Annotated in this window: 16 protein-coding genes; 7 read left to right on the top strand and 9 right to left on the bottom strand. The window is 69.4% G+C overall.

Annotation, left to right across the window (positions count from 1 at the left end):
* Nucleotides 1-10: 10 nt before the first annotated feature.
* The 3 genes from ACFYQ5_RS15035 to ACFYQ5_RS15025 are packed head-to-tail and all read right to left on the bottom strand — an operon-like array spanning nt 11 to nt 3,206.
* Nucleotides 11-910 carry a carbohydrate ABC transporter permease gene (locus ACFYQ5_RS15035; RefSeq protein ID WP_389197662.1) on the bottom strand — a complete coding sequence of 300 codons (900 nt, stop codon included), beginning with the start codon at nt 908-910 and terminating at the stop codon, nt 11-13.
* Nucleotides 907-1,869 carry a carbohydrate ABC transporter permease gene (locus ACFYQ5_RS15030; protein WP_389197660.1) on the bottom strand — a complete coding sequence of 321 codons (963 nt, stop codon included), beginning with the start codon at nt 1,867-1,869 and terminating at the stop codon, nt 907-909. The genes ACFYQ5_RS15035 and ACFYQ5_RS15030 overlap by 4 nt, the downstream gene beginning before the upstream one ends.
* A complete protein-coding gene (locus ACFYQ5_RS15025; protein WP_389197658.1) occupies nt 1,866-3,206 on the bottom strand; it encodes an extracellular solute-binding protein in 1,341 nt (446 codons plus the stop codon). The genes ACFYQ5_RS15030 and ACFYQ5_RS15025 overlap by 4 nt, the downstream gene beginning before the upstream one ends.
* A 460-nt stretch (nt 3,207-3,666) precedes the next feature.
* Between ACFYQ5_RS15025 and ACFYQ5_RS15020 the strand changes: the two genes are divergently transcribed.
* Both ACFYQ5_RS15020 and ACFYQ5_RS15015 read left to right on the top strand, forming a co-directional pair.
* Nucleotides 3,667-4,581: a diiron oxygenase gene (locus ACFYQ5_RS15020; RefSeq protein ID WP_389197656.1), complete on the top strand. Its 915-nt coding sequence runs from the start codon at nt 3,667-3,669 to the stop codon at nt 4,579-4,581.
* A 9-nt stretch (nt 4,582-4,590) separates the two neighbouring features.
* The gene (locus tag ACFYQ5_RS15015; RefSeq protein ID WP_389197654.1) at nt 4,591-6,252 is read left to right on the top strand and encodes an FAD-dependent oxidoreductase; all 1,662 of its coding nucleotides are present in this window, start codon (nt 4,591-4,593) and stop codon (nt 6,250-6,252) included.
* Nucleotides 6,253-6,307: 55 nt separating this feature from the next.
* Here the strand turns inward: ACFYQ5_RS15015 and ACFYQ5_RS15010 are convergent, their stop codons facing one another.
* Entirely contained in the window at nt 6,308-7,663 is a 1,356-nt protein-coding gene (locus ACFYQ5_RS15010; RefSeq protein ID WP_389197652.1) for a lysine N(6)-hydroxylase/L-ornithine N(5)-oxygenase family protein, read from the bottom strand.
* Nucleotides 7,664-7,909: 246 nt separating this feature from the next.
* Here ACFYQ5_RS15010 and ACFYQ5_RS15005 point away from each other — a divergent pair, with 246 nt between their 5' ends.
* From ACFYQ5_RS15005 to ACFYQ5_RS14995, 3 genes are read left to right on the top strand one after another with little or no spacing between them, the layout of a single operon-like run.
* Nucleotides 7,910-8,857, top strand: a complete 948-nt coding sequence (locus tag ACFYQ5_RS15005; protein ID WP_389197650.1) for a methionyl-tRNA formyltransferase — start codon at nt 7,910-7,912, stop codon at nt 8,855-8,857.
* A 38-nt stretch (nt 8,858-8,895) separates the two neighbouring features.
* Complete coding sequence (locus ACFYQ5_RS15000) at nt 8,896-9,489, top strand: MarR family winged helix-turn-helix transcriptional regulator (protein ID WP_389197648.1); 594 nt, start codon at nt 8,896-8,898, stop codon at nt 9,487-9,489.
* Complete coding sequence (locus ACFYQ5_RS14995; protein ID WP_389197646.1) at nt 9,437-10,075, top strand: nucleotidyltransferase domain-containing protein; 639 nt, start codon at nt 9,437-9,439, stop codon at nt 10,073-10,075. The genes ACFYQ5_RS15000 and ACFYQ5_RS14995 overlap by 53 nt, the downstream gene beginning before the upstream one ends.
* A gap of 341 nt (nt 10,076-10,416) precedes the next feature.
* Here the strand turns inward: ACFYQ5_RS14995 and ACFYQ5_RS14990 are convergent, their stop codons facing one another.
* On the bottom strand, nt 10,417-10,779 hold the full coding sequence (locus ACFYQ5_RS14990; protein ID WP_389197645.1) for a DUF4180 domain-containing protein: 363 nt from the start codon (nt 10,777-10,779) through the stop codon (nt 10,417-10,419).
* A gap of 291 nt (nt 10,780-11,070) precedes the next feature.
* On the opposite strand from ACFYQ5_RS14990, the gene ACFYQ5_RS14985 reads away from it, so the two are divergent.
* The gene (locus ACFYQ5_RS14985) at nt 11,071-12,516 is read left to right on the top strand and encodes a glyceraldehyde-3-phosphate dehydrogenase (RefSeq protein WP_389197643.1); all 1,446 of its coding nucleotides are present in this window, start codon (nt 11,071-11,073) and stop codon (nt 12,514-12,516) included.
* 196 nt (nt 12,517-12,712) lie between these two features.
* Here the strand turns inward: ACFYQ5_RS14985 and ACFYQ5_RS14980 are convergent, their stop codons facing one another.
* The 4 genes from ACFYQ5_RS14980 to ACFYQ5_RS14965 all read right to left on the bottom strand — a co-directional run bounded on the left by ACFYQ5_RS14980 (nt 12,713) and on the right by ACFYQ5_RS14965 (nt 17,332).
* Nucleotides 12,713-14,869 carry a SpoIIE family protein phosphatase gene (locus ACFYQ5_RS14980; protein ID WP_389197641.1) on the bottom strand — a complete coding sequence of 719 codons (2,157 nt, stop codon included), beginning with the start codon at nt 14,867-14,869 and terminating at the stop codon, nt 12,713-12,715.
* A 141-nt stretch (nt 14,870-15,010) separates the two neighbouring features.
* A complete protein-coding gene (locus ACFYQ5_RS14975) occupies nt 15,011-16,195 on the bottom strand; it encodes a GDSL-type esterase/lipase family protein (protein ID WP_389197639.1) in 1,185 nt (394 codons plus the stop codon).
* Nucleotides 16,196-16,250: 55 nt separating this feature from the next.
* Entirely contained in the window at nt 16,251-16,820 is a 570-nt protein-coding gene (locus tag ACFYQ5_RS14970; protein ID WP_389197637.1) for a TetR/AcrR family transcriptional regulator, read from the bottom strand.
* 356 nt (nt 16,821-17,176) lie between these two features.
* Nucleotides 17,177-17,332, bottom strand: a complete 156-nt coding sequence (locus ACFYQ5_RS14965) for a hypothetical protein (protein ID WP_389197919.1) — start codon at nt 17,330-17,332, stop codon at nt 17,177-17,179.
* On the opposite strand from ACFYQ5_RS14965, the gene ACFYQ5_RS14960 reads away from it, so the two are divergent.
* On the top strand, nt 17,309-17,368 hold the full coding sequence (locus ACFYQ5_RS14960) for a potassium-transporting ATPase subunit F (RefSeq protein ID WP_389197914.1): 60 nt from the start codon (nt 17,309-17,311) through the stop codon (nt 17,366-17,368). The two genes, ACFYQ5_RS14965 and ACFYQ5_RS14960, sit on opposite strands and share 24 nt — an antisense overlap.
* The last annotated feature ends 2 nt before the right edge of the window (nt 17,369-17,370 follow it).

Raw genomic sequence — 17,370 nt, 5'->3', positions numbered from 1 at the left:
GGCGGTGCCGCTACTGGCCGGCGAGACCGGTGTGCGCGATACCGCGCACGATCTGCCGCTGGAAGAACGCGAAGACGATCAGGAGCGGCATCCCGGCGATCACGAGCGAGGCCATGATCTGGGCGTACCGCACCCCGAAGGTCGACTGGACGTTGACGAGGCCGACGGGCAGGGTCATGCCGCCCGGGTCGGTGGTCACGAGGAACGGCCACAGGAAGTTGTTCCAGGTGGAGATGAAGGTGAAGATCGCGACGGCCGCCAGCACGGGCCGGGACAGCGGGATGACGATCGTCCAGAAGACCCGCCAGCGGCCGGCGCCGTCGACGAAGGCCGCCTCCTCCAGTTCCCGTGGCACGCCTTCGAAGAATTTCACCAGGATGAACACCATGGCGGGCACGGCGACCTGGGGCAGGATCACGCCCCAGTAGGTGTCGACGAGACCGAGCGTGACCATCTCGCGGAAGAGGGGGGCGATGAGCACCTGCGGGGGCACCATGATGCCGGCGAGCACCAGCCCGTAGAGCGGCCTCCGGCCGCGGAAGTCGGTGCGGGTGAATCCGTACGCTGCCATCGCGCACGTCACGACGGTCAGCAGGGTGGTCATGACGGAGATGTACACCGAGTTCATGAGCCAGACCATCAAGTCGCCCGACTCCCAGACCTTGCCGTACGCGTCGAAGGTGACGCGCGAGCCGATCCAGGAGAGCGGCGTCCTCGTCGTGTCGCCCTCCGGTTTCAGGGAGGTGGCGACGGCCCAGGCGAGCGGCAGGAGCCAGGCCGCGGTGATGAGCAGGGCGACGACGAGCAGGACGATCCTGCCGCGCGTCCAGCGCGGGCGGCGGCCCCCTGCATCGGCGGACCGCTCCGCCCGTGAGGTGGGGCGGCTGGTGACGGTGGTGGAACCGCTCACTTCGCGGCCTCCTCAGCTCGGCGCCGGGACAGCAGCGGCTGCACCAGGGAGACGGTCAGGATCAGGGCGAAGAAGATGTACGAGACGGCCGAGGCGTAGCCGACGCGGTAGCCCGTGAAACCCTGCTGGTAGACGTACTGGAGGATCGGCCGGGTGGAGCCGTCGGGGCCGCCGCCGGTCATGATGTAGACCTGGTCGAAGATCTTCAGCGAGGCCAGCACCTGGAGGACCCCGACCACTCCCGTGGTGCGACGGAGCATCGGCAGGGTGATGTGCAGGAGACGCTTCCCGGCGCCGGCACCGTCCAGCTCGGCGGCCTCGTACAGATGCGCCGGGATGGCCTGGAGGGCGGCGAGGTACAGCAGGAAGTTGAAGCCGACGGTCCACCAGACGGTGGTCGCCACGACGCTGAGCATGGCGTACCGCTCGTCGGTCAGCCAGCCGATCTCCGGCGTCAGTCCGACGGCGGCGAGCATCTGGTCGGCGAGACCGAAGTCGGACGGCAGGATCATGTGCAGGAACAGCAGGCAGACGACGCCGGACGGCAGCAGGAAGGGCGCGAACCAGCTGAGCCGCCACAGCCACTGCACCACCTGGAGCTGGTGGGCGAGCAGGGCCAGCACGAGACCGACGACGACGAGGGGCACGGTGGACAGGACCGTGAACCACACGGTGTTCCACAGCGAGGACCAGACCTCGGGGTCGCGCACCGCCTCTGCGTAGTTTTCCAGGCCTACGAACTCACCTCCGGTGCCGGTGATGTTGTCGCTGGTCAGGCTCATGCCAAGGCCGGATATCAGCGGCCAGATCAGGAAGGCGGCGTACACGAGGAAGAAGGGTGCGATGAACACCAGCCCGTGTTCGGCCCACTTCCTGCGCACACCGCGGGGCTGCCGCCCGTTCGCGTCCCCGTTGGGCTTCGCCAAGGGCGCCGGCGCCGCCGCGGTGGTGGAGGTCATGAGGCGGCTCCCGGAAGGGGGTTGCGGGTGTCGAGGAGTGTCCGCAGCCGGGACTTCGCCTCGGTCAGGGCGTTGCGCGGGCTCCTGGACCCGGTGAAGACCCCGGAGAAGACGGCGCCGAGCTCGATCCACATCCGGGAGGCGGAGCCGGCGAACCACGCGGGTTCGTCGAGCGCCACGTCGTCGATGACGGAGCGGTACTCGGACTGCGGCTTGAGTGCGAGGTAGGCAGGATCGTCGAGCACCGGCAGATAGGCGGGCACGTGTCCGCCCTGGGCCCAGGCCACGGAGTTCTTCAGCATCCACGCGGCGAGAGTGTGCGCCGCCTCGTTCGGGGCGCCGCCGCGGTCGCTCTGGTGCGGCAGGACGAAGGCGTGGCAGTCGGCCTGGGTGGCCGCGGTCCCGAACAGCGCGGGGATGCGGGTCATGGAGAACGGGAGTCCGGTGGCCCTGAACGTGGAGATCTCCCATTCGCCGTTGAGGTGGAAGGCGGTCTTCCCGCCGCTGAAGACACCGACGGATCCGGTGTAGTCGACGCGGCGCACCATCAGCCCCTCCTCGATGAGCCGGGCCAGGTACTCCAGCACCCGCAGCGCCTTGGCGTCGTCGAGCGCGAGGCGCTTGCCGTCGGCGGAGAGCACCGCGCCGCCGGCCTGCGCGTAGAAGCTGGAGAAGAGGCGCCAGGGAGTGATGCAGTCGGGTCCGAGCGTCTCGGTCACCAGTCCCGGCTGTCCGGTCGCCTTCTTCGCGGCGCGCAGCGCGTCGGCGAACTCCTCCGCACCGCTGATCGGCTTGAGCCGGCCGCCGGACAGGAGTCCGGCCTTCTCGCAGATCTCGGTCTGGTAGTAGAGGACAAAGGGGTGGGTGTCGAGCGGGACGGCGTACTGCTTGCCTCCCACCTGGCCACGGCGCCAGATCTCCGGGGGGAAGTCCTGCTCCCGCACCCCGCGTTCGGCCAGCAGACCGAGGTCGAACGGGTCGAGGAGCCTGCCGGGGGCGAAGCCCGCCAGCCGGGCGAGGTGCAGGGCGGCGACCTCGGGGGCCCTGCCGCCGGCGCCGGCCATGCCCAGCTTGGTGTAGTACGGGGCACCCCATTGCAGGGTCGAGGACTCCAGAGCGATGTCCGGGTGCGCGGCCCGGAAGTCGTCCAGCATGCCCTGCATGTTGACACCGTCACCGCCGCCGAACAGATGCCAGTACCGCAGCAGGGTCTGCCCCGGACCCGCGGCGGTCGCGGGCGCGGCGCATCCGGACAGGGAGCCCAGGGCTCCGGCGACGGCCAGGGCTCCGGCACCACCCGCGAGGGCTCGGCGCCGACTGAGGAGAGGTGGTTGCATGGCGGCTCGTCTCGGCTCGTCTCTGGGGTGCGGGGACGCGTGAAGAGGAGGCGACGCGTTCGATATCTCGACGCGTGCCCGCCACTTCGGACGGGACCGTAGGCGCGGGAAAACGCGGCGTCAATGACTCGCGCTGAAATTGCGAACAATGTTCGATATCACGAACATTCATTCCCTCTTCGCGCCATGGACCGGCGGCGGGAACGCACACGCATGGACACGCGCGAGGAGATATCGCGGGGATGCGCTCACATTTCTTACTGGGGGGTAGGCCCACCCCGCACCCTTGCTATACCTTCCGTCTAACAAGCGGACGGAAGGCCGCCCTCACGGGCCGGCGCCGGTCCTCTGCTCGACGCTGCCGCCATGTCCGTACGCCCGCACGGCATATGACGCATCGTCATCTGCATCATCCATGTGAATCGCCAAGGACACCGCTGACCGACCAAGGAGCCGCACCATGGCAAGCAGCACTGTTCGACCGGATGCCGAGGACCGTCCGTCCGAGGACCACCTCACTCGCCGCCTGCTCGAATCGGCCGCCACGCTGGCGTACGACCCCGCCACGGAGGTCGACTGGGACACGCCGCTGGACAAGGAGTTCCACGGTGCGAGCCCGGAGTGGAGCACCCTCTACGGCACAGCGTACTGGGGCGAGCTGACCGAGGAGCAGCGCAAGGAGCTCACGCGCCAGGAAGCCGCTTCGGTGGCCAGCACCGGTATCTGGTTCGAGATGATCCTGCAGCAGATGGTCCTGCGTGACGTCTACGCGAAGGACCCCACGAGTGCGGACGTCCAATGGGCGCTGACCGAGATAGCCGAGGAGTGCCGGCACTCGATCATGTTCGCTCGTGGCGCGCAGAAGCTGGGCGCCCCGGCCTACCGGCCGCACCGGCTCGCGGTGGAACTGGGGCGGGCCTTCAAGACACTCGCGTTCGGCGAGGCGGCGTACGCGGCGATCCTCGTCGCCGAGGAGGTCCTCGACGTCATGCAGCGCGACTGGATGCGGGACGAGCGGGTCGTGCCCTTCGTCCGCACCATCAACAACATCCATGTCGTCGAGGAGTCCCGGCACATGAAGTTCGCCCGGTCGGAGACGCGCAAGCACCTCAGCGGCGCGGGCCCGGTGCGGCGGCGGATCAACGCGCTCGTCATCGCGATCGCCTCGTACGTCATCGTCACCAGCATGGTGAACAAGGGCGTCTACGCCAACGCCGGCCTCGACGAGAAGCGAGCACTCGGCGAGGCGAAGGCCAATGAGCACCACAAGTCGATGATGCGCTCGAGCTGTTCGGGCCTCATGGACTTCCTGGCCTCGGCCCGCCTGCTCACCAAGCCTGCCCTGGTGTTCTACAAGCGTGCCCATCTGATCTGAGCGGACGACATGACCTACGCCATCACCCAGACATGCTGCAGCGACGCCACCTGTGTCTCGGTGTGCCCCGTCAACTGCATTCATCCGACGCCGGAGGAACCGGACTTCGGCCGGACGGAGATGCTGTACATCGATCCGAAGTCCTGTATCGACTGCGGTGCCTGCGCCGACGCCTGCCCGGTGGAGGCCGTCTTCCCGCTGGACCGCCTCCCTGCCGCACAGCAGGAGTACGGTCCGCTCAACGCGGCGTACTTCGCGGACAAGGAGCTCGGGCAGGACGCCGCCGGGGGGCCGAACTTCCATGTGTGGGGAGAGCCGGTCTTCAAGCGCAGCCTGCCGTCGGACTTCGCACCACTCCGGGTCGCGGTGGTGGGCACCGGACCGGCGGGGATGTACGCAGCCGAGGACCTGCTGCTGCACACGAGCGCCGAGGTGACGCTGATCGACCGGCTGCCCGTCGCGGGCGGGCTGATCCGCTACGGCGTGGCGCCCGATCACCTGTCGACGAAGAAGGCCGGCGACACGTTCGCCAGGTTCCACACCCACCCGAGGGTGCGTATGCACCTCGGTCTGGAGGTGGGCCGGGACATCACACCGGAGGAGCTCGCCGCGCATCACGACGCGGTGATCTACGCCGTCGGTGCGTCGGCCGGCCGCCAGCTGGGGATTCCCGGCGAGGACCTTCCCGGGAGCATCTGCGCGACGACGTTCGTCTCCTGGTACAACGCCCACCCCGAGGTCGCCCAGGACGCCGTGGACCTGTCCTCGGAGCGCGTCGTCGTGGTCGGCAACGGCAACGTCGCCCTCGACGCGGCGCGGATCCTGGTCTCGGACCCCGATGCGCTGGCCGCCGGCGACATCGCCGGCCACGCGCTGGAGGCACTGCGCGCCGGCTCGGTACGCGAGGTGGTGCTCCTGGGGCGGCGCGGGCCCGAGGACGCGTCGTACACCAGGTCCGAGCTGCTCGCGCTCAAGCATCTGGCGGGTGTGGAGCTGGTCGTCGACGACCACGACCCGCGGACCGGTGCCGCGATCGACGCCGCGGATCCGGGCGACAGGGCCGCGCTGCTGCAGGGCGTGGCCCGGGAGACGGTCGACTGGTCGTGCCCGCCGCCACCGGCGGGACGCCGCATCGTGTTCCGCTTCCACTCGGCACCGGTGGAGGCACTCGGTGAAGACGCTCTCGGCGCCGTACGGGTCACGGACGGCGCGGGGAGCGCGGACGGCCCGGAGATCCCCGCCGGGCTGCTGCTACGGGCCGTCGGACAGCGCGGAGTGCCGGTCCCCGGGCTGCCGTTCGACGAGGCGACGGCGACCGTTCCGCACGAGGGCGGCCGGGTGGCGGGGCTGCGGGGGACGTACGTCGTGGGATGGATCAAGCGCGGCCCCTCGGGTGGTATCGGGGCCAACCGGACCTGCGCCGCCGAGACCGTGGGCACACTGCTGGACGACGCCGTGGGCGGCACGCTGCCGGCGCCGGAGCACGGGGCGAAGGCGTTCCAGCGGCTCGTGCGGCGCCGGAACCCGCGGACCGTGGACGCCCGCGGCCTGGCGGAGATCGAGCGCGCCGAACTGGCCCTCGGGCGCCGCGACGGCCGCCCCCGGATCAAGCTGGCGACGCTTCCCGAGCTGGTGGCGGCGGCCAGGGGCCGGCGGCGGATTCCCGGCTGACCCGGAGCCGGGCACCCCGGCCCGCTGACGGTGTCAGCGGGCCGGGGTGCCCGCCTCAGAGGGATGTACTGACCTCACCGACGGCGTCGTGAGCGGGTCCGGACGCGTCCTTCGGCCCGCGCTCCACGATCGAGTCGAGGATCTCACCGACCCTGATCGCGGTGTTCGACAGCAGGGACGACGTGATGCCGTGGGTGTGTTCCGTGCCGCCTTGCAGATAGACGCCGCACCGCAGTCCGGGATCGGTCGCCACGCGGTAGTCGCGCTCGACGCGGACGCGCCCCTGCTCGTCGAGCCGGCAGTGCTCCCCGATCTCGCCGAGGAGGCCGAGGGCGTCGGGGGGCCGGTAGCCGGTGGCGTAGACGACCACATCGGCGTCGAGCACGGTCCGTTCCCCGGTGACCAGCGACTCGACCGTGGTGCGCACCGTGTCCGGCGTCTCGAGGGCGTCGACCACCCGGGAGACGTTGAGGAACCGCAGCCGCTCCTTCCCGAGCACCTTCTCCTGGTACGCCGTGCGGTAGAGGTCGTCGATCAGATCGATGTCCACCACGGCGTAGTTGGTGTTGCCGTGGTAGCCCATCAGCTTGCGCTTGGTCTCGTCCGGAGCCGTGAAGTACTCGTCGACCGCGTCCGGGTCGAAGATCCGGTTGGCGAAACCGCTGTCATCGGCGGGGCTGTAGCCGTAGCGGGAGAAGACGGCGCAGACCTCTGCCTCCGGGAAGCGGCGGTGCAGGTACGCCACGTTCTCGGCAGCGCTCTGACCGGCCCCGACCACGACGAAGCGGGACGGGGACTCGGCCTCGTCCAGGCCTTCCACCCGTGCCAGCAGGTCGGAGGTGTGCCAGATCCGGTCCGTTCGCTTGACACCCTCGGGCATCTGGGGCCGCAGGCCCGTACCGATCACGAGGTTGCGCGCCCGGTGGACCACGACCTCCGATCCGGATCGTGAGGTCACGTCCACGTACTCCACGACACCGTCACACACGACGGGCCGGACGGCGATGACCTCGTGGCCGTAGGACACCATGTCGTCCACCTTGGCGGCGGCCCATTCGAAGTAGTCGTGGAACTCGACCCGCAGAGGGAAGAGGCTCTTGCCGTTGACGAAGTCGATCAGGCGCCCCTGGCTCTGCAGGTAGCAGAGGAAGCTGTACTCGCTCGACGGGTTCCGCAGCGTCACCAGGTCCTTGAGGAAGGACACCTGCATCGTGGCGTCGTCGATCAGCATCCCCCGGTGCCAGCCGAATCGCGGCTGCTTCTCGAAGAAGTGGGCGGTGACGGCCTGCTGCCTGCCGACGTGCGAGTTGCGCTCGGTGAGCGCGATCGCCATGGCCACATTGGACGGCCCGAAGCCGATTCCTATGAGGTCGTGGACCAGTGGTGCATCGTCGGGTGAAGGCTGTGACATGGGACTCCCATCGTGCGGGGGGCAGCCGCTGGGCGGACGTGGGGACAACGAACAGGCACACCGACGGAGCGGCAGCCGAGTAGCAACTTAGGTAAAGCTAACCTCATCCAGGCGCGCTGTCGACAGGGCAAATCGGACGGACTCCAGCTGACGCCCCATCAACTCGCACCGAAGCAACAGGTATTGCATGCTTAGGTTAGGCTTGCTTTACTAAGCATCATCGATCGTCGTTCCGAGGAGAAATTCATGCGGGTTGTCATGTTCGGCTATCAGACGTGGGGGCACCGGACCCTGCGGGCTCTCCTGGACGCCGGCCATGACGTGGTGACGGTGGTGACGCATCCCCGGAGCGAGCACGCGTACGAGAAGATCTGGAGCGACTCGGTCGCCGACCTCGCCGAGGCGAACGGCCTGCCCGTCCTCATCCGCAGCAGGCCCGACGACGAGGAACTGCTCGCCCACCTCAAGGAGGCGGATCCGGACATCATCGTGGCCAACAACTGGCGTACGTGGATTCCCCCGCACATCTACGGACTCCCCCGGCACGGCACGCTGAACGTGCACGATTCACTGCTCCCGAAGTACGCGGGCTTCTCCCCCCTGATCTGGGCGCTGATCAACGGGGAACGTGAAGTGGGCGTGACCGCGCACCTGATGGACGCCGAACTCGACGCGGGCGACATCGTGACGCAGCGCGCGGTGGAGGTCGGGCCCGCCGACACGGCCACCGATCTGTTCCACAGGACCGTCGACCTCATCGCCCCCGTCGTCACGGACGCCCTCGCCCTCATCGCCTCGGGACGTACGGACTTCACCAAGCAGGACCGGTCCCTGGCCACCTTCTTCCACAAGCGGTCGGACGAGGACATCCGCGTCGACTGGAACTGGCCGGCCGAGGACCTCGGACGTCTGGTGCGCGCCCAGTCCGCCCCGTACCCCAGCGCGTACACCCACCACAGGGGCAAGCGCCTGGAGATCGTGACGGCGGTCGTGTCGGAGGGGCGCTACGGCGGCACCCCCGGCCGGATCTTCTACCGCGAGGGCGAGGGCGTGGTGATCGTCGCCGGGGCGGACGCCAGGACCGGCCGCAACCGCGGTCTGGCCATCACCCGGGTACGTACGGAGGAGGGCGAGGAGATGCCCGCGGCCGAGTACTTCACCTCGATGGGCGGCTACCTCACCAGCCGGCCCTGACCTTCGGTCTCCCGGCCGTCGCCACGTAAGGAAGAACCATGCAACAGCCGAGCACCCCGGCCACGGTTCACGCCCCCCGGGCCGGGGGCGCGACCCCCTCGCGCGTGCTGGGTCTCAACGCCTATCTCATGTACGCGACGGGCAAGGCCGCGCGCCGTAGGCTCACGGACACGCTGACGGCGCACGGACTGCGGCTGTGGCACTTGACCATCCTGGCCATGCTGGACGAGGCCGGCCCGCTGTCCAAGGGGGACCTCGCCGCGCGACTGGACATGAACCAGAGTGATCTGACCAGGACCGTCACCGACCTGGACACGGCCGGCTACGTGGAATGTGCCCGCGACCCCTCGGACCGCCGCCGCATCGAGGTCACCCTCACACCTGCGGGCGGGCGTGCCCTGGCGCGGCTCGACTCCGATGTGTCCGCCACCGAGGCCGGCCTCCTCACTCCGCTGACCCACGAGGAGCGCGACCGGTTCGCCTCCCTCCTGCGCCGGGTTCACGCCCACCTCGAACGGGAGCGGGCGGGCGACGGTTCCGCCGTCACCGAACCGGACGGAACGGGGGAGGATGGCGGGCATGACACGCATCCGGGCGCCCTTCGGCGCGTGGGAGCCGGCTCCTCCCGGTGAAGTGGCCGCTCGGTTCGCCGTCCTGCTATGCCCCTGGTGGGTGGCCGGTGGCACCGCCGTCGAGCTGGCGGTGGGCCGCCCGATCCGTGACCACGGTGACATCGACGTCCTGCTGCTGCGGCGCGACCAGCTCGGTGCGCAGCACGCCCTGCCGGACTGGCAGTGGTGGGCCGCGGATCCGCCCGGGTGCCTGCGACCGTGGGCACCGGGCGAGGTGCTGCCCCTGGGGGTCCACGACGTCTGGTGCCGGCCCGGTCCGGATGCTCCATGGCGGATCCAGATCATGCTGGACGAGTCGCGGGGCGACGACTGGGTGTCGCGGCGCGACTCCCGGGTACGCCGGCCGGTCGGCGAGCTGGGGGCGGTCACGGACGAGGGAATTCCGTTTCTGGCCCCGGAGATCCAGCTCTACTACAAGGCCGAGGCGCCTCGGCCGAAGGACGAACTGGACTTCGAAGCGGTGCTGCCCCTGCTCACGGGGCGACAGCGGCGGTGGCTCGCCGGCGCGCTCACCGGGACGTACGGACCTCACCCCTGGGTGCCGCGCCTCGCGGACCCCGGCCGCGACGGCTTTCCGGCGCGGTGAGCGCGGCGAGACCTGCGCGGCTGGACTGCGACGCACTCACCGGTGGCGGGCGGCGACCTGCCTGAGAGCCGGACGGCTCACCGGCTCCGGGCCGGTGTCGTCGGCGGGGGTGACCGTCGTCCATGAGCGGTCGTCTGCTCCCGCTTGACGGAGAAGGCCCTGGCCACGGTGGACACGGCGTTCGCCGAGCACCCGGACGACGAGGGCCGGACGCTCGGAGGGCTGTCCCCTCCGAGCGCCGGCAGCTCGCGCGGCTGCCGCGCGAGCTGGAGCTCTCCATCCTCGACGCCGACGAGGAGCGGGCCGGAGCGACACGGCAGCCCGGCCATCACAAAGGGCCTTCAGCCCTTCAGCCGCTCGCCCAGCTCATCCGCATCGGCGACGAACCACGTCTGACTCCCCCGATTGCATTCGCGGACGAAGTCCCGGAGCGAGGAACTGTCCGCGGTATGGCGGGAGACATCGCCGAGCACCACCAGTCCCAGGCCGTACTGGACGAACTTCTGGACGATGTCACCCGCGACACGGGTCCCCAGTTGGAAGAAGCCCTCGTCGAAACGCTCGACGGGAACGACGACCCAGCGGGCACCCTGGTAGCCGGCGTTGCCAATGAGATCCAGGGCCTCGCGCTCCCCCTTGATGACCTCACCCTCGGTGGGGCACAACAGGACGGGCACGTCATGAATGGTCTGCAGGGTGCTCATGGGCGACCATGCTAGCCGTGGCGCTTTCCACACGTCGACCGTCCTGCGAACCGGCTGCTGACGCCGCGTTGGACGACCCGGCTCCGGCAGGGGACCTCGGCCGGGCCCCCTGACCCGTGCCGTTGCGGGCCGGGCATCGGGCGCGCCCTCACCGAGGGGAGTCGGACGGCGGATTCTCCGGCGTTTCAGCGGCCGGGGCCATGCCCCGGGTTCACGGGCACGGAACCGATGGCGTGGTCAAAAGCGGGTGCGGTTAACATATGAGCACCGCCTAGCTCGAAAGATGGACTTGTGACTGCCACCGAGGACTCGTTCACCAATTGGAAGACCCGCGAGGAGATCGCGGAGTCGATGATCCCGCTCATCGGGAAGCTGCACCGGGAGCGGGACGTCACGATCCTGCTCCACAGCCGCTCCCTGGTGAACAAGTCGGTGGTCAGCATCCTCAAGACCCACCGGTTCGCCCGCCAGATAGCCGGCGAGGAGCTCTCGGTCACCGAGACGCTGCCGTTCCTGCGCGCTCTCACCGCGCTCGACCTCGGTCCGTCGCAGATCGACCTCGGCATGCTGGCCGCGACGTACCGGACAGACGACCGCGGCCTGTCGGTGGACGACTTCACCGCCGAGGCCGTGGCGGGTGCGACGGGCGACAACAAGACGGAGCGCCGCGAGGCGCGCGACGTGGTCCTCTACGGATTCGGCCGCATCGGCCGCCTCCTGGCCCGTCTGCTCATCGAGAAGACCGGCTCCGGCAACGGTCTGCGGCTGCGCGCCATCGTCGTACGCCAGGGCGCCGGCCAGGACCTCGTGAAGCGCGCCTCGCTGCTGCGCCGTGACTCGATCCACGGCCAGTTCCAGGGCACGATCACCGTCGACGAGGCGAACAGCAGGATCATCGCCAACGGCAACGAGATCCAGGTGATCTACTCCGACGACCCGACATCGGTGGACTACACGGCGCACGGCATCAAGGACGCCATCCTCATCGACAACACGGGCCGCTGGCGGGACCGCGAGGGCCTGTCCAAGCACCTTCAGCCCGGCATCGCGAAGGTCGTCCTGACCGCACCCGGCAAGGGCGATGTCCCCAACATCGTGCACGGCGTCAACCACGACATGATCAAGCCGGACGAGCAGATCATCTCCTGTGCCTCCTGCACCACCAACGCGATCGTCCCGCCGCTGAAGGCGATGGCGGACGAGTACGGCGTGCTGCGCGGCCACGTGGAGACCGTCCACTCGTTCACCAACGACCAGAATCTGCTGGACAATTACCACAACTCGGACCGTCGCGGCCGCTCGGCTCCGCTCAACATGGTCATCACCGAGACGGGCGCCGCTTCCGCCGTCACCAAGGCGTTGCCCGACCTCCAGGCGAAGATCACCGGCAGCTCGATCCGCGTCCCGGTGCCGGACGTCTCGATCGCGATCCTCAACCTGCAGCTCGCACGCGGCACCAGCCGGGAGGAAGTCCTCGACTACCTCCGTGGCGTGTCGCTGACCTCGCCGCTCAGGCGCCAGATCGACTTCATCACCGCTCCCGACGCGGTCTCGAGCGACTTCATCGGGTCGCGCCACGCCTCGATCGTCGACGCGGGCGCCACCAAGGTCGAGGGCGACAACGCCATCCTCTACCTCTGGTACGACAACGAGTTCGGCTACTCCTCCCAGGTCGTCCGGGTCGTCCAGCACGTCTCCGGCGTCGAGTACCCGACCTACCCGGCACCGGCGGCCTGATCCGTCCGGCCGACGGCTCCCTGTACCGGGAGCCGTCGGCCACGGACCGTCCGGGTGTCACCGGCGCAGGGCTGCCGTCAGCATCGGCAGCGCGTGGCGCAGTTCCTGCGCCCGTACGTACTGGTGGCACGGTCGTCGAAGATCGTCCAGCCGTCCACTCCGACGAACTTCGCCCCCGAGAGCCGCATCTCCGGCTTCAGGCCAGGTTCACCTCGTCCACGCCCGACAACCTCTGTTCGGCCCAGATGGTCTTGCCCGTGGCGGTGTAGCGGGTGCCCCAGCGATCGGTGAGACTCGCGACGAGCAGCAGGCCGCGTCCGCCTTCGTCGTAGATCCGGGCACGGCGCAGATGGGGCGCGGTGCTGCTGCCGTCGATTACCTCACAGATGAGCGCGGCGTCCCGGATGAGGCGGAGCCGGATCGGATCGCCGCCGTAGCGGATGGCGTTGGTGACGAGTTCACTGACGACCAGTTCGGTGGTGAACACGGCGTCGCCCAGGCCCCACTCCAGCAGTTGCGCGGCGGCGCGTTTACGGGCGGTCGCCACGACGGCCGGATCCGCGGCCAGGTCCCACGAGGCGTAGTGGTTCGCGTCCAGACGCCGGGCACGGGCCAACAGCAGGGCGACGTCGTCGTCCGGGTGCTCGGGAACCAGTGTGTCCATGACCGTGTCGCAGATCTCGTCGAGCGAGTGGGCGGGGCGGCCGAGCAGCTCGCGCAGCTCGGCCAGGGCGATATCGATGTCCCTGCCCGCCGTCTCGATCAGCCCGTCCGTGTAGAGGGCCAGCCGGCTGTCCTCAGGCAGCTGGTACTCGACTGCTTCGAAGGTCAGGCCCCCCACTCCGAGCGGCGGCCCGGCGGGCAGTGCCAGCTGCTCGACGGTGCCGTCGGGGCGGATCAGCATCGGCTCGGGGTGACCGGCCCTGGCCATCGTGCAGCACCCGGCCGTCGGGTCGTACACGGCGTAGAGGCAGGTCGCGCCGGCGACCGTCGCGCCGACGGCACTGTCCGCCGGCTCTTCGCGGTCGAGAGTCAGCACGAGTTCGTCGAGCTGTGTGAGCAGTTCCTCCGGGGCGAGGTCGACGTCGGCGAGGGTCCGCACGGCGGTACGCAGCCTGCCCATGGTCGCCGAGGCGTGGAGGCCGTGGCCGACGACGTCTCCTACGACCAGGGCGACCCGGGCGCCGGACAGCGGGATGACGTCGAACCAGTCCCCTCCGATGCCGGCACCGTTGGTGTTCGGGAGGTAGCGCGCGGTGACCTCGACGGCCTTCTGGCGGGCGGCCCGGCGGGGCAGCAGGCTGCGCTGCAGGGCGAGAGCCGTGGCCCGTTCACGCGTGTAGCGCCGGGCGTTGTCGACGCAGACGGCGCCGCGCGAGACCAGTTCGGTGGCGAGTTGCAGATCGGCGCTGCCGAAGGCCTTGGGGGTGCGGTGGCGTGAGTAGATCACGATGCCAAGGGTGATGCCGCGCGCCCGCAGCGGGACGACCAGTACCGAATGGACCTTGTTGGCACGCATGCGCAGCCCCCGTTCCGGCTTCTCCGCCGTCCATCGCCGCAGCGCCTCTTCGTCCACCGTGTGGAGCGACGGCTCTCCGGCGACCAGGGCGCGGCCCACCACGGAGTCCCGGTCGTAGTCATGGATCTCGCCGAGCGGGACCACCGATTCGGGGCATCCTTCGAGTACCGACCGCTGGGCCACCCGGTGGAAGGAGAACGTGTCCCGGTGCAGCACGGAGCGCGCCTCGTCACCCGCCAGTACCTCGGAGAGCAGGTCGACGGTCACGAAGTCGGCGAAACCCTCGATGCCGAGTTCCGCCAGTTCCTCGGCGGTGCGGCCCACATCAAGGGTGCTGCCGATGCGCATGCTGGCCTTGTTCAGCATGGCCAGGCGTTGCCGCGCCCAGAACTGGTCCGTCGTGTCGAGTGTCACGACGGACACTCCCTGGACCTCGCCGGCGGCGTCGAGTACGGGCGACATCGCCGCCTGCCAGATGTGCTCGCCGCCCTCCAGCATGAGGTGCGTCTCGTACGGCTCGCCCTCACCTGTCCTCAGCACCCGTCGGATGGCTTCGGCCAGCCCTTTTCCGCCCTCCAGGAACAGCCCGGGCTCGATCTCCCCGGGCCGCAGTCCGATCAGCGCCGCCTCGGTCCTGCTGACCGAGGCGGCCGCTGCTCGGTTGACCATGGCGAGCAACTGCTCCCGGCCGAAGTACGCCACCGGCACCGGCAGCTGTTCCAGGATCTGACGGCGCACCTCGTCGGGCACGCGGGCGGAACGCCTGTCACCCTCGGCCGACGGAGTGGGCTCGCCCGCAGGCGGGTCTGAGCGGCCCGTCTCGTCCATGCTCATGGGCCCATCACTCGTCCTTACCGCCTAGGCAGGTCGCCCACGAACACGTATACGCGACCTTTGTTCAAGAATGCCCTCGTGTGTCCCGGCTCTCAACCGCCCCCGCCCCATCACCGCCGTTTGGCTCAGCCGCGCGCGTGGTCAGACGTCCGTGACGGCGAGCGGGCCACCCGCGTGGAAGGCCAGTTCCGCGAAGCGTTCACCGATGCGGCGGTGCGTGGCGGCGTCGGGGTGCAGTGCGTCGGGGAGCGGCAGCTCGGCGGCGTCCTCCTCGCCGTAGAGTCCGCGGCCGTCGAGGTAGTGCAGATTCGGGTCCTCGGCCGCCCGCTGCTCGACGATGCGGGCGAGCTCGTCCCTGATGACGCTCAGGGTGAGTTTCCCGGCAGCCGTCTCCGCCGGGTCTCCCTGGGCACGGAAGTTCAGTCTCCCCTCGCTCAGGGCGCTGTGGTCCGGTGCGCTGGGGCCAGGTGTGGTCTCGTGGATGGGACACAGGATGGGCGAGACGACCATCAGCGGTGTGGCGGGGTGGCCTTCTCGGATCGTGTCCAGGAAGCCGTGGACGGCCGGAGTGAAGGCGCGCATCCGCATCAGGTCGGTGTTGACCAGATTGATGCCGATCTTGACGCTGATCCGGTCGGCGGGGGTGTCGCGCAGGGCGCGTGCGGTGAACGGGTCGAGCAGGGCGCTGCCGGAGAATCCCAGGTTGACCAGTTCCACACCGCCGAGGGCGGCGGCCAGTGCGGGCCAGGTGGTGACGGGGCTCGCGGCGTCGGAGCCGTGGCTGATCGAACTGCCGTGGTGCAGCCACACCTTGCGGCCCCGGTCCGGCACCGGCTCGACGGGGGCATCGGTGCGCAGGGCGACCAGTTCGGTGGTCTCGTTGTGCGGCAGCCAGATCTCGACGTCCTTCGGATCGGCGGACAGACCGCTGAATCGGAGGGTATCCGCCGGTCCTGGCCGGACCTCCGAGGATCCGGTGGCCAGGTCGATGGTCAGGGTGTTGCCACCGGTCGCACAGGCCTGGCCCGCGAGGCGGCCGTCGACCAGCAGGTCGTAGACCCCGTCGGGCCTGGGCGGGGCACCCACGTACACCCGCTTGGTGGGCAGGGTGTCCAGCTCCAGGACGGTCGCCCGCGTACGCAGGACGAGCCGTACGCCGGAAGGCTGAACCTCCGCCATGGCCAGCTGACCGTCGGTGTTCTGGGCGCGGGCACGGGCGGGCAGCCGGTGCGGCAGCAGACCGCGCTCCGTGCGCTCCAGCTCCAGAGCGCCGCGCAGGAGGTCTTCGGTGAGGGGGGTCGTTATCAGCGGGGGCCGGGTGCTCATCGTCCACTGCCTTCCGGGTGTGCGTGTCTGGTCGGATCGGGAGGGGCCGGCCGGATCAGGGCGCGGGCCAGTTACGCAGGAGGGCGTCGAGGGCGTCCAGGACCCGCGACCAGGTCTCCTGAGTGCCGGGGGCACTGTGGCTGAAGCTTCCGCCCGACTCCAGGCTGATGTAGCCGTGGAAGACGCTGCCGAGCAGTCTGACCGCGTGCGTCTGGTCCGGCTCCGTCAGGTCGTAGCCGCGCAGGATCGCCCGCGTCATCTGGGAGTGCCTGACTCCGGCACTGGCGGCGGCCGCCTCCGGGTCGAGTCTGAGCTGCGCCGCGGCGTAGCGTCCCGGGTGCTCCCGGGCGTAGTCGCGGTAGGCGTTCGCGAACGCCTCCAGCGCGTCCTTGCCGGCTCGCCCTGCCAGAGCCGCGGCGACGCGGTCGGCGAGTTCGGCGAGGGCCAGCAGGGCGATCCTCGTCTTGAGGTCCTGGGAGTTCTTCAGATGCGAGTAGAGGCTCGCGTCCTTGACGCCGAACTGCCGGGCGAGTGCCGCGACGGTCACCTTGTCGAAGCCGACCTCGTCGGCCAGCTCGGCCCCGGCCTGCGTGAGGCGTTCCGCCGTCAGTCCTGCTCTTACCATGACCAGCCTCCTGTTCGGTGGGTTTGATTATGTAATTACCTAGGAGGCTTAGGCAAGTCGCTTGTACCCTAAGGATGGGCAGAGCGAACGGCCCGGAGAGACGACCGTGGTGTCCGGCGTCCGTGGCGAGCCGGGACAGGGCATAGCCGGGAATCCGGGAGAGGCCGTACGCCTCCTGGTATCGCTGCCGGTTCGACATTTGACACGGACGAGAGCCCGCCCAGAATTCCGCCGTCTCCGCGTACGGACCGCGTCAAGGATTCAGCAGCGCTCGTATGGAGCCCGTCAAAGGCGCTCAACACACGACTGATCCTGAGGTCTGCTTCTGGTCGGCCGCACCGGCTGATTCCACTCGTTCACTTCATACAGGAGCTCACGATGGCCGACTCGGCCTTCGTCGTCACCACGATCGCGGTCTTCGCACTGGTGGCTCTCATCGCGAGGGGGGTGACGAAGCTGTGACCGCCGAGAACATCGCCGGCCTGGTCGTGGCCGTCTCCCTGCTGGTCCACCTCGTCCTTGCGCTTGTGTACCCGGAGAGGTTCTGAAG

It is taken from the genome of Streptomyces sp. NPDC005794, from assembly GCF_042871445.1.
GTDB lineage: Bacteria > Actinomycetota > Actinomycetes > Streptomycetales > Streptomycetaceae > Streptomyces.
Note: the sequence above shows the minus strand (reverse complement) of the source record. Positions and strands in the feature narration are given on the sequence as shown.